Annotated in this window: 7 protein-coding genes and 1 pseudogene; 5 read left to right on the plus strand and 3 right to left on the minus strand. The window is 71.4% G+C overall.

Translation table 11 applies throughout. The annotated features are described in order from the left end of the window. The 4 genes and pseudogenes from AC069R_RS19440 to glgB all read left to right on the plus strand — a co-directional run. Positions 1–507, plus strand: a pseudogene (locus AC069R_RS19440) (alpha-1,4-glucan--maltose-1-phosphate maltosyltransferase); the annotation flags it as partial. After that, positions 504–2,204 (plus strand): maltose alpha-D-glucosyltransferase, encoded by a 1,701-nt coding sequence (gene treS, locus AC069R_RS19445; protein WP_478768083.1) that lies wholly within the window; start codon positions 504–506, stop codon positions 2,202–2,204. The pseudogene AC069R_RS19440 and the gene treS, both read left to right, overlap by 4 nt. Positions 2,205–2,299: 95 nt before the next feature. Further along, entirely contained in the window at positions 2,300–3,670 is a 1,371-nt protein-coding gene (locus tag AC069R_RS19450; RefSeq protein WP_478768085.1) for a maltokinase N-terminal cap-like domain-containing protein, read from the plus strand. Between the two features lie 30 nt (positions 3,671–3,700). Then, on the plus strand, positions 3,701–5,911 hold the full coding sequence (gene glgB, locus AC069R_RS19455) for a 1,4-alpha-glucan branching protein GlgB (protein ID WP_478768086.1): 2,211 nt from the start codon (positions 3,701–3,703) through the stop codon (positions 5,909–5,911). Between the two features lie 88 nt (positions 5,912–5,999). Here the strand turns inward: glgB and AC069R_RS19460 are convergent, their stop codons facing one another. Then, a complete protein-coding gene (locus AC069R_RS19460) occupies positions 6,000–8,234 on the minus strand; it encodes a HelD family protein (protein ID WP_478768087.1) in 2,235 nt (744 codons plus the stop codon). A 216-nt stretch (positions 8,235–8,450) separates the two neighbouring features. On the opposite strand from AC069R_RS19460, the gene AC069R_RS19465 reads away from it, so the two are divergent. After that, the gene (locus AC069R_RS19465; RefSeq protein WP_478768088.1) at positions 8,451–9,761 is read left to right on the plus strand and encodes a hypothetical protein; all 1,311 of its coding nucleotides are present in this window, start codon (positions 8,451–8,453) and stop codon (positions 9,759–9,761) included. A gap of 120 nt (positions 9,762–9,881) precedes the next feature. Here the strand turns inward: AC069R_RS19465 and AC069R_RS19470 are convergent, their stop codons facing one another. Together AC069R_RS19470 and AC069R_RS19475 are read right to left on the minus strand one after the other, a co-directional pair. Beyond that, a complete protein-coding gene (locus tag AC069R_RS19470; RefSeq protein ID WP_471065140.1) occupies positions 9,882–10,646 on the minus strand; it encodes a DUF2127 domain-containing protein in 765 nt (254 codons plus the stop codon). Between the two features lie 95 nt (positions 10,647–10,741). Continuing rightward, positions 10,742–12,412: an MFS transporter gene (locus tag AC069R_RS19475; protein ID WP_478768089.1), complete on the minus strand. Its 1,671-nt coding sequence runs from the start codon at positions 12,410–12,412 to the stop codon at positions 10,742–10,744. Positions 12,413–12,507 lie beyond the last annotated feature (95 nt).

The raw sequence follows: 12,507 nt of genomic DNA on the forward strand, positions 1-12,507 counted from the left end.
TGGGGCATCTACAGCGGCTACGAGCTGTGCGAGAACACCCCGCTGCGGGAGGGCAGCGAGGAGTACCGCGACTCCGAGAAGTACCAACTCAGGCCGCGGGACTGGGAGTCGGCCGCGCGCGAGGGCCGTACGATCGCGCCGCTCATCACCCGCCTCAACGCGGTCAGAAGGCGCAGCCCCGCCCTGCGCCAGCTGCGTGACCTGCACTTCCACCACGCCGACCAGGACGCGGTGATCGTCTACTCCAAGCGTGCGGGGTCGAACACGGTTCTGGTCGTCGCCAACCTCGACCCGCACCACACCCAGGAGGCCACGGTCTCGTTGGACATGCCGCAACTCGGCCTGGACTGGCACGAGTCGGTGCCGGTACGCGACGAGCTGACCGGCGAGACCTACCACTGGGGCAGGGCCAACTACGTGCGCCTCGAACCGGGCCGGCGCCCCGCGCACGTCCTCACCGTCCTGCGACCGTCCAACCCGCAGATCGGAGGGTCACCCACCATATGATCGTCAATGAGCCCGTCCCGGACACCTTCGCGGACACTCCCGACCGGGACCGGGACCCGGACTGGTTCAAGCGTGCCGTCTTCTACGAGGTCCTGGTCCGCTCCTTCCAGGACAGCAACGGCGACGGCGTCGGCGACCTCAAGGGCCTGACCGCCAAGCTCGACTACCTCCAGTGGCTCGGCGTGGACTGCCTGTGGCTGCCGCCCTTCTTCAAGTCGCCGCTGAGAGACGGCGGTTACGACGTCTCGGACTACACCGCCGTACTGCCGGAGTTCGGCGACCTCGCCGACTTCGTGGAGTTCGTGGACGCCGCCCACCAGCGCGGTATGCGCGTGATCATCGACTTCGTCATGAACCACACCAGCGACCAGCACCCGTGGTTCCAGGAGTCCCGCAAGGACCCCGACGGCCCCTACGGGGACTACTACGTCTGGGCCGACGACGACAAGCAGTACCAGGACGCCCGCATCATCTTCGTGGACACCGAGGCGTCCAACTGGACGTACGACCCGGTACGCAAGCAGTACTACTGGCACCGCTTCTTCTCGCACCAGCCGGACCTCAACTACGAGAACCCGGCGGTGCAGGAGGAGATGATCTCCGCGCTGAAGTTCTGGCTGGACCTCGGCATCGACGGCTTCCGGCTGGACGCGGTGCCGTACCTGTACCAGAGCGAGGGCACCAACTGCGAGAACCTGCCCGCGACCCACCAGTTCCTGAAGCGGGTCCGCAAGGAGATCGACACTCAGTACCCGGACACGGTGCTGCTGGCCGAGGCCAACCAGTGGCCGGAGGACGTGGTCGACTACTTCGGCGACTTCCCGAGCGGCGGCGACGAGTGCCACATGGCGTTCCACTTCCCGGTCATGCCGCGCATCTTCATGGCCGTACGGAGGGAATCGCGCCACCCCGTGTCCGAGATCCTCGCCAAGACGCCCGCGATCCCCTCCGGTTGCCAGTGGGGCATCTTCCTGCGCAACCACGACGAGCTGACCCTGGAGATGGTCACCGACGAGGAACGCGACTACATGTGGGCCGAGTACGCCAAGGACCCGCGGATGCGCGCCAACATCGGCATCCGCCGCCGCCTCGCCCCCCTCCTCGACAACGACCGCAACCAGATCGAGCTGTTCACCGCCCTGCTGCTCTCCCTGCCCGGCTCGCCGATCCTGTACTACGGCGACGAGATCGGCATGGGCGACAACATCTGGCTCGGCGACCGCGACGCCGTCCGCACCCCCATGCAGTGGACCCCCGACCGCAACGCCGGTTTCTCCTCCAGCGATCCGGGGCGCCTCTTCCTGCCCACGATCATGGACCCGGTCTACGGCTACCAGGTCACCAACGTGGAAGCGGCCATGTCCTCGCCGTCCTCGCTGCTGCACTGGACCCGGCGCATGATCGAGATCCGCAAGCAGAACCCCGCCTTCGGACTCGGCTCGTACGACGAACTCCCGTCCTCCAACCCGGCAGTGCTCGCCTTCCTGCGCGAGTACGAGGACGACCTGGTGCTGTGCGTCCACAACTTCTCGCGTTTCGCCCAGCCCACCGAGCTGGACCTGAGCCGGTTCCGCGGACGGCACCCGGTGGAACTCTTCGGCGGGGTGCGCTTCCCGGCCGTGGGCGACCTGCCGTATCTGCTGACCCTGGCGGGACACGGCTTCTACTGGTTCCGGCTGCGTCGCGATCCGGCGTGATACCGCCCGTCGGGGCGGCGGTGTGTTTTCGCCGCCCCGGTCCGGGCACCCATCAGTGACACCCCGACCAGATCCGGGGAAAGGACGTGACGCCCGTGACGGAAGCGGTCACCCCTTCGGCGAGCACCACCCTCGATTCACTGGCCCCCCTGCTGCGCGCCTGGCTGCCCCGGCAGCGCTGGTTCGCGGGCAAGGGCCAACCGGTCACCGGGTTCACCCCCGTGGCCGTGACCCAACTCCTGCCACCCAGCGGTCGGTTGGGCCTGTACCACGTGCTCCTGCGCGTCCACCAGCCACCGGAGACCGCGCACCCCGGCGACTGCTACCAGCTCCTCATAGGCACGCGCGAGGCGCTGCCACCCCGGCTGGCGCCCGCGCTGATCGGCCATGTGGACCAGGGCCCGCTCGCCGGACGCACGGTGTACGACGCCCTGTACGACCGCCGGCCCGCCGAAGTGCTCCTGGAAGCCCTGCGCACCGGGGCCCGCGTCGGCGGGCTGCGCTTCGAACGGGACCCGAGCCGGGAGATCCGGCCCCATCTGGTGGCCCGGCCACTGGCCGCCGAGCAGTCCAACTCCTCGGTGGTCTACGGAGATACGTTCATCCTCAAGCTGTTCCGCCGGGTCGTCCCCGGCGTCAACCCCGATCTGGAGCTGCCGCTCGCGCTGGCCCGCGAGGGCTGCCCTCGGGTGCCCGCGCCGACCGCGTGGCTCCATGCCGAGTTGGACGAACAGCCGTATGTGCTCGCGGTGTTGCAGCCCTTCGTGAGCGGTGCCGCCGACGGCTGGGAGCTGGCGCTGCGCGAGCTGGCCAAAGGCGAGGACTTCACCGCCGAGGCGCGGGCGCTGGGCCGGGCCACCGCCGAGGTGCACACCGCGCTGGCCCGCGCCCTGCCGACGGTCACCCTCGGCCCGGCCCAACTCGGGCCGCTGGTCCAGGGGATGACCGAACGCCTCGCGGCGGCGGTACAGGCCGTACCGGCGCTGCTGCCGTACGAGCCGGGGCTGCGGTCGGCGTACACCGCGCTCGGCGAGCTGGCCGCCGACGGCCGCACCTGGACCGCGCAGCGCATCCACGGCGACCTTCACCTCGGGCAGTGCCTGCGCGCGCCGTCCGGCGACTGGTCGCTGATCGACTTCGAGGGGGAACCGGCCCGGCCCCCCGCCGAGCGGCGGATGCCGCAGCCGACGGCGCGGGACATCGCGGGGATGCTCCGCTCCTTCGACTACGCGGCCTGCACGGCGAGTTCGGCCCCGCCCCGGTGGGCGCACGACTGCCGGGCGGCCTACTGCTCCGGGTACGCGGAGGTGTCCGGCCGCGATCCGCGCACCGATCCGGTGCTGCTGCGCGCCTTCGAGACCGACAAGGCCGTCTACGAGGTGGTGTACGAGGCCCGCCACCGCCCCGACTGGCTGTCCGTGCCGCTGTCGGCGGTCCGCCGCCTCGCCGTGTCCGACCCTCACTGACCCGACTCTCGCCCCAGGGGAGACTCGCTCGTGACGTCGAAGAAGCACCTGTCCGATCCCGCCGTGGGAGCCGAGGACCGCGCGCGGCTGCTGGCCGGGGCCCACCACGACCCGCACTCCGTGCTGGGCGCCCACCCGGTGCCGGGCGGGGTCGCCTACCGCGTCCTGCGGCCGGGCGCCCGCTCGGTCACCGTCGTCTGCGGCACGCAGCACACCGAACTGCGCGACGACGGCGACGGTTTCTTCTCGGGTCTGCTCCCTCTGGACGCCGTACCGGAGGAGAGCCGGCTGCGGGTGGCGTACGGCGACACGGTCCACGAGACGGCGGACGCCTACCGTTTCCTGCCCACGCTCGGCGAACTGGATCTGCATCTGATCGGCGAGGGCCGGCACGAGGAGCTGTGGCGGGCGCTCGGCGCGCACGTCCTGACGCACGAGGGGGTGCGCGGGACCCGGTTCGCGGTGTGGGCGCCGAACGCGCGCGGGGTGCGGGTCGCGGGGAGCTTCAACTTCTGGGACGGCACCGGGTTCCCGATGCGGTCGCTGGGCGCGTCGGGGGTCTGGGAGCTGTTCGTGCCGGGGATCGGCGAGGGCGAGCTGTACAAGTTCGAGATCACCCGCCCGGACGGCTCGCACACCCTGCGCGCCGACCCGCTGGCCCGCCGCACCGAGGCGCCGCCCGCCACGTCGTCGATCGTGCACGCCTCGCACTACGAGTGGGGCGACGCGCAGTGGATGGCGCACCGGGGGGACACCCCGGTGCACGAGGCGCCGTTCTCGGTGTACGAGGTCCACCTGCCCTCCTGGCGCCCCGGCTCGACCTACCGCGAACTGGCCGACCAACTCACCGCGTACGTCTTGGAGATGGGGTTCACGCATGTGGAGCTGATGCCGGTCGCGGAGCACCCCTTCGGCGGCTCCTGGGGCTACCAGGTGACCGGTATCTACGCGCCGACGGCCCGGCTGGGCGCCCCGGACGACTTCAAGTACCTGGTGGACCGGCTGCACCAGGCCGGTATCGGGGTGCTGATGGACTGGGTGCCGGCCCATTTCCCGCGCGACGCGTGGGCGCTGGCCGAGTTCGACGGGCGGCCGCTGTACGAGCACCCCGATCCGCTGCGGGCCGCGCATCCCGACTGGGGCACGCTGGAGTTCGACCTCGGCCGGCGCGAGGTGCGCAACTTCCTCGTGGCCAACGCCCTGTACTGGTGCGAGGAGTTCCATGTGGACGGGCTGCGGGTGGACGCGGTGGCCTCCATGCTCTACCTCGACTACTCGCGCGAGCCGGGCGGCTGGCGGCCGAACGAGCGCGGCGGCCGGGAGAACCTGGACGCGGTGGCCTTTCTCCAGGAGATGAACGCCACGGTCTACCGGCGCTGTCCCGGCGTGGTGACCATCGCCGAGGAGTCCACCGCCTGGGACGGGGTGACCCGGCCGACCCATGTGCAGGGTCCGAGCGGGTTCGGCGGGCTGGGCTTCGGCCTGAAGTGGAACATGGGCTGGATGCACGACTCGCTCCAGTACATGGCGCACGACCCCGTGCACCGCGCGTACCACCACGACGAGATGACCTTCTCCATGGTGTACGCGTACAGCGAGAACTACGTCCTGCCGATATCCCACGACGAGGTGGTGCACGGCAAGGGGTCCCTGGTGTCCAAGATGCCGGGCGACTGGTGGCGGCAGCGCGCCGACCTGCGCGCCTACCTGGCCTTCATGTGGGCCCACCCCGGCAAGCAACTCCTCTTCATGGGGCAGGAGTTCGCCCAGGGCGCGGAGTGGTCCGAGGCCGCCGGGCCCGACTGGTGGCTGCTCGACCCGTCATACCCCGCCGCCCCCGACCACCGGGGCGTGCGCGATCTGGTCCGCGACCTGAACGCCCGCTACCGGGACACCCCCGCCCTGTGGCAGCGCGACACCGACCCGTCGGGCTTCGAGTGGATCGCCGGTGACGCGGCGGCCGACAACGTCCTCGCGTTCCTGCGCCGGGACGCCGCCGGCTCCCCGCTCCTCGCCGTCTGCCACTTCTCCCCCGTCGTCCGCCCCGACTACCTCATCGGCGTCCCGGACTCCGTGCCCGCCTGGACGGAGATCCTGAACACGGACTCCCCCGCCTACGGCGGCAGCGGCGTCACCAACCCGGACCCCCTGAAACCGGAGCCCCGAGGCGCCCACGGCCACCCGGCCGCCCTCCGCCTGACCCTGCCGCCGCTGGCCACGGTGTGGCTGCGACCGGCTTAGGGATCGGCGCCGGGCGGCGGGGATCACGGGGGGATGCGCGGGCCCCGGAGAAGGGGGGTTTCTCCGGGGCCCGCGCGGCACCTTCGTCCTACGCCTCCTGCCGGGCCAGGGCCTCGGGGAGGTTCCCGGTGTGCAGGACGCCCAGGCGCTGGGTGGCGCGGGTCAGGGCGACGTACAGGTCGCTGGTGCCGTACTCGGCCGGTTCGACCACCAGCACCGAGTCGAACTCCAGGCCCTTGGACTGGCGGGGGTCGAGCAGGACGACCGGCCGGGTGAGGTCGGGTTCGGCGCCGGCGGTGACACCGTCCAGGCGGGCGGCGATCGGGCGGTGCAGCCGGCGCGGCGCGATGATCGCCAACCGCCCCTCGACCGGGGCGAGTTCGGCGGCGGCCTTGGCGACCGCGCCGGGCAGGTCGTCGTCCTCCCGCCGCACCCAGGGCCGTACCCCGGTGGAGCGCACCGAGCTGGGCGGCCGGAAGTCCGGGTGCTCGGCGCGGACCACGGCCGCGGCGAGGTCCATGATCTCCGAGGGGGTGCGGTAGTTGACGCCGAGGCGCGTGTGCTCGTACCGGTCCTCGACATACGGCGCGAGGATCTCGGCCCAGGAGCCGACCCCGGCCGCCTCCGCGGTCTGCGCGGGGTCGCCGACCAGGGTCATGGAGCGGGTCGGGCAGCGCCGCATCAGCAGCCGCCAGGCCATCGGCGACAACTCCTGCGCCTCGTCCACGACGATGTGCCCGAACGCCCAGGTCCGGTCGGCCGCCGCCCGCTCCGCCGCGCTGCGGTGGTCCGCCTCCTCCTGCCGCTCGGCGAACCGCTCGGCGTCGATGATGTCGTGCGCGGACAGCACCTCGGAGGCGTCCGGGTCGCCGTCCTCCTTGTCCTCGAACTCGTACGTCCGCGAGGCGTACGACACGTCCAGCACGCCCTGCGCGTACGCGATCTGCGTCTCGCGCTCGCGATCGGCGCGCAGCCGGGCCGACCGGTCGTCCTCGCCGAGGAGTTCGGCGGCCTCGTCCAGGAGCGGCACGTCGGCGACGGTCCAGGCGCGGGTCACCGGGCGGCGGATCGCGGCGGCGTCCGCGTCGCTCAGGTACCCCTCGGGTTCGGCCAGGAAGTCGGCGACCAGCCGCTGCGGGGTGATCCGGGGCCACAACTGGTCGATGGCGGACCAGACTTCGGGGTTCTCGGCCAGCTCGTCGCGGATCTGGGTGAGGTCGGCGGCGTCGAGCAGACTGCTCCCGTCATAGGGGTCGGTGCCGACCCGCTCGGCGTACAGCTCGGTGAGCGTGTTGAGGATGTGGCCCTCGAAGTACTCGCGGGCCGCGTTGTGCGGCAGCTTCGCGGCGCGGGTGCGTTCGCGGGCGACGCCCACCAGGCCGTCGTCCAGCATCAGCACCTCGCGGTCGTGCTCGATCATGAGGACCGGGTCGGGCAGCGCCTGCCGGTCGCGGACCACCTCGGCGAGCACGTCCGCCATGCCGGCGCGCCCCTTGACCGCGGCCGCCTCGGGGGTGTCGGTGGCCGTCGCCTTCACACCGGGGAACAGCTCGCCGACGGTGGCCAGCAGGACGCCGGTCTCGCCGAGGGAGGGCAGCACCTCGCCGATGTAGCCGAGGAAGGCCGGGTTGGGGCCGACGATCAGCACGGCGCGGCGGGCCAGCAGCTCCCGGTGCTCGTACAGGAGGTACGCCGCCCGGTGCAGGGCCACCGCGGTCTTGCCGGTGCCGGGGCCGCCCTCCACCACCAGCACGCCCCGGTGCGGCGCCCGGATGATCCGGTCCTGGTCGGCCTGGATGGTGCGCACGATGTCGCCCATCCGGCCGGTGCGCGCCGAGTTCAGCGCGGCCAGCAGCACGGCGTCGCCGTTGTGGTCCTCGTGCCCGGTGCGGGTGGCGTCGCCGAGGTCCAGGATCTCGTCGTGCAGCTGGGTGACGGTACGGCCCTCGGTGGCGATGTGCCGGCGCCGCCGCAGCCCCATCGGAGTGTGCCCGGTGGCCAGGTAGAACGGCCGGGCGACATCGGCGCGCCAGTCGATCAGCACGGGCGTGCGCTCGGCGTCGTCCGCGCGCAGCCCGATCCGGCCGATGTGGTGGGTCGTACCGTTCGCGAGATCGATCCGCCCGAAGCAGAGCGAGCCGTCGACGGCGTTCAGCGCGGCGAGCAGCCCCGATCGCTCCGCGACCAGGATGTCCCGCTCCAGCCGGGCCTGCATGGGCTTGTCACCCTGCGCGAGCGCGTCCCCGACCGCCGCCTCGGCGTCACCGCGCAGCACGTCGACGCGCGCGTACAGTCCGTCGATGAATTCCTGCTCGCGGCGCAATTCATCGTCTGGAAATTCGGCGTTTGACAATTCCACTCCCGCCCGGATATACTGTGCCCACAAAGCTTTTCGTGACCGCACGGCTGTGAAGTCGCGAACCATTGAATATACCCGCAGAAATCCCCCGGACGCAATTGTCCGGGGGATTTCTTGTGCGCGTGGCAACCGGTTCGAACGCCGGATGAAGGTGGCGTATCCGCGGTGAGGGGCCCGATCATGGATGAGCGCTCCACGTACGTCACGCTCGGCTACTGCGGTGACTTCGGGCTGACCGGGCTGGCGGAGCGGATTCACGCCTGCGGGCGCGCTGTGGACCGGACGTCGGCTCTCGCCCTCGCGGCCGGGCTGGCAGACGGGTCGGAGGGCGAGGAGGCCGTCGAACTGGGCGAGGACGCACGCCGTTTGCTGTCCTCGCCGGTCTCCGACGACATCCTGCGCACCGTGTGGCTGGCTTCCGTCGGAGCGTGCTTCGATCCGGCCTCCCACGGGATGGATGCCCGTGCCTGGCTGACGGAACTGTCGGAGCTGTCGGCAGGCCGTCTGCGGCGGAACAAGCGCTCCTACGTCCCACCAAAGACCCGGCCGGTGCGGGACGCCGGGCTCGGCCGCCTGGTCGTGGAGGAGATCCGGGACCTGGGCGCGGACCTGGACCGGGCGCACGGCGTTCCGGGCCTGGCCGCGCGCCTGGAGCAGGTCGTCGTCCAAGCGGACGTCGACCTCGGGTACCGGATCTTCCTGCGGGCACTGAAGGTGTCCCGGCTGCGGATCGACAAGGAGCGCTACGACAGGCTCCTCGCGCCCGCCGGTCCCCTCGGCTACCCGCTCGCGGTCGTCCATGACGGTCTCGACGTGTGCTGGCCGCCCATCGACACCCGGCGGCGGGACGCCGAACGGGATTTCGGTCTGTCCGGACTCGCCGAGCGGTTCGCCGGTTCATGGCACCCGCATACGTCCCGTGACACCCTGAGCGGCTATCTCTCCTGGGACGGGTTCGAGCGAACCCCCGGTACGGAAGCGGCTCTTGTGCTGGAGGACGTGCTGCGCGTGCTCCGGTCCGGTCTGTCCACGGAAACCCTCACCACGCTGTGGCTCGCGGCCTCGGAACAAGGTAGCGGTGTCCATCTGTTCGGCGGCGACGGTCGCCGGTGGCTGGAGGAGGTCGTCGCGGTGTGCGAGGAACGTCTGCGTGACGTCGCTCCCGCGTACGCCCCGGTCCTGCGCCCCGTCGATGCCGGGGCGACGCCGGAGGTGCTGCGCGAGCTCCGCGCGGCGGCGCAGGACATGGCCGGCCGGGTCGTCGGCCACGGCGGGGAGGCGCTGCCCGGCTCCGCCGTGGCGGCAGCGCTGGAGAGGGTCGTCACGCGGGTGGACCCCGACCTGGGGTTCCGGCTGTTCCTGCGGGCCCTGGCCGCGCTGGCCGTGCCCCTGACCCGCGAGCGGTTCACCGGGTACACGGCCCTGGGCGAACGGTTCCGGTACGGCGACTCCCACTTCTTCCGGATCGAACAGCTGGTCGGCGACGACTGAGACCGCTTCGGCGGAACACGCACGCACAGCAGTGCCCTCCTACCGGCCGGTGGGAGGGCACTGCTACGAGGACGGGAGGAACCACCCGACCGCGAGCCGGCGAGGACTTTCGCGGTGACCTCAGACCAGCACCCCCGCCGACTCCTCCACCTCCAGCAGGGACGCGCTGTGGCGTTCCTCGTCGAATTTGCGGCGGCCGCCGCGCAGGCCGAAGAGGCGTTTGGCGAAGGCGATGTAGAGGACGGCGAGGATGTTCAGGGCGAGGGTGGCGATCTTGAGGTAGCTGACCTTCTCCGTCAGCTCGTAGATCTCCAGCGGGAGGAACGCGGCCGTGGCGACGACCGTGAGGTACTCCGCCCAGCGCTTGGCGCGCCACAGGCCGACCGCCTCCACCAGCTCGATCAGCGCGTAGGCGAGGAGCAGTCCGGCGACGAGGAGCAGCGTGGAGTGCTTGTAGCCGAACGCCTTCTGGATGGAGCCGACCACGGGTGAGTGGTCCAGGTCGTAGTGGAAGTGCCGGAAGACCGGGCGCAGCACGGCCAGGTACTCGTTGAACAGCCGCCGCACCGCGTCCTGGCTGTTGCTGAACTTCCACACGGCCACCGCGACCAGCACTATGAACACCCCGCGCACGGCTCGCTCGACGGCGAGGAACCGCAGGATGAACAGGTCCCGCAGCACCTTGCCCCGCGGCACCAGCGGCGCGTTTCGCGCCGGTCCCGACCCGTGCGGCTCGCCGAGCACGAAGTCCCCGCAGCGCAGGCAGCGCCACGCGTCCCCGAGCCCGGTCTGCGCGTGCAGCCGTACCCGCAGCCGCGGATCGTCGGGCGCGTAGGTCACATGCCCCTTGCGCGCGCAGGTCCGCCGGTCCCAGTCGATCTTCATGTCCCCCGTGCCTCCATGACGGTACAGACGCCACGCACGAGCGTGCCGTTCCGGTGATCCGGAACGGCACGCTAATGGATGTCGGCCGGAAACCGTCAGCCGGCGGTGGTCTGTGCCAGTTCCTTCTCCGTTTCCTTCACCTCTTCGGTCGTCGCGCGGCGCGGCAGCAGGAACGCGACCAGGACCGTGCCGATGCCGAGGATGACCGCGCCGACCAGGCTGGTGTGGGCCACGGCGGAGGAGAAGGAGGAGCCCACGGCGTCGGCCATCTGGCGGGCGCCCGCGGCCAGTTCGGCGGCCTGCTGCTTGAGCGCGGCGGCCTGCTGGGGGCTGCTCGCGTGAGCGGCCCGGGCGGCGGCCTGGTGGGCCTTGTCGGCGATGCCCTGCGCGACGGCGTAGCCGGCACCGACCGAGTCCCTGGCGGTGGCAAGGGCGCTCGGCGGGAGCTTGCTGCCGGCGGTCGCGTCGGTGAGGTGGTTGCCGTACGACGTGGCGAGCAGCGAGCCGAGGATGGCGATGCCGAGGGAGCCGCCGAGTTCCAGCGAGGTGTCGTTGACCGCGCCGCCGACGCCGAGTTCGGACTCGGGGAACGCGCCCATGATCGCGTCGGTGCAGGGCGAGAGGGCGAGGCCGATGGCGAGGCCGAGGATGATCAGCGGGGCCAGGAAGTCGCCGTACGTGGAGCCCGCATCCACCTGGGTGAGCAGTCCCAGCGCCACCGTGCCGAGGACCATGCCCGCGCTGACGGTCCACTTCATGCCGAGGCGCGGGGTGAGCCAGCCGGTGAGGGCCGAGCCGGCGAACACGGCGCCGGCCAGCGGCAGCATCCGTACGCCGGTCTCCAGGGCGTCGTAGCCGAGGACGAACTGGAGGTGCTGGGTGAGAAAGTAGAACGCGCCGAAGACGGCCAGGAAGAACAGGGCGACGGCCAGGTTGGAGCCGGCGAAGCGGCGGTGCGCGAAGCGGCGGACGTCCAGGATCGGGCGCGGGTGGCGCAGCTCCCACAGGACGAAGGCGATCAGGCCGACGCCCGCGATCACGGCGGCGGCGACGGCCTTGCCGCTCCAGCCGAAGTGCGGGCCCTGGATGATCATGTAGACCAGGGAGCCGGTCCAGATCACGGACAGCAGGCCGCCGACGTAGTCGATGCGGTCGTGGTGGCCGGCCTTGGAGGGCGGGACCAGGACGAAGGCGGCGACGAGCGCGACGAGCGCGATCGGCACGTTGATCAGGAAGGTGGAGGACCAGCCGTGGTCGCGCAGCAGCGCGCCGGCGACCACCGGTCCGGCGGCGATGGCGAGGCCCGCCGTCGCCGTCCACAGCACGATCGCCTTGGCCCGCTCGGCCCGCGGGAAGGTCGCCGCGAGCAGCGACAGCGTGGCCGGCATGATCAGCGCCGCGCCGACGCCCATCACCGCGCGCGCCGCGATCACGGTCGCCGCGCTGTCCGCGAGGTAGCCGAAGACCGCGCCGCCGCCGAAGACCAGCAGGCCGAGCACGAGCGCCCCGCGCCGGCTGTACTTGTCGCCGATCGCGCCGAGCAGCAGCATCAGGGCCGCGTAGGGCACGGTGTAGCCGTCGATCACCCACTGGAGGTCGGCGCTGGAGAGGCCGAGGTCCTTCGTCATGTCGGGCGCCGCGACCGTGAGGGCGGTGTTGGCCATCACGATGATCAGCAGGCTCAGGCAGAGCACCAGCAGTGCCCACCAGCGCCGGGCGTACGGGCGCTCCATCTTCTCGACCGGTTCGGTCATGACGAGTCGCATGGCAGGGATTTGCCTTCCTCAGGTTCGCGACGGAAGTTGCACAGCATCGTGCAATTGCACAACAATGTGCAATGTACGCCGCTGCACAGCACTGT

This window comes from Streptomyces sp. NPDC043952 (assembly GCF_056435325.1).

Coding starts and splice junctions, on each gene's coding strand:
- treS (WP_478768083.1), top strand. CDS start 504: ATGATCGTCAATGAGCCCGTCCCGGACACCTTCGCGGACACTCCCGAC.
- AC069R_RS19465 (WP_478768088.1), top strand. CDS start 8,451: ATGGATGAGCGCTCCACGTACGTCACGCTCGGCTACTGCGGTGACTTC.
- AC069R_RS19470 (WP_471065140.1), bottom strand. CDS start 10,646: ATGAAGATCGACTGGGACCGGCGGACCTGCGCGCGCAAGGGGCATGTG.
- AC069R_RS19475 (WP_478768089.1), bottom strand. CDS start 12,412: ATGCGACTCGTCATGACCGAACCGGTCGAGAAGATGGAGCGCCCGTAC.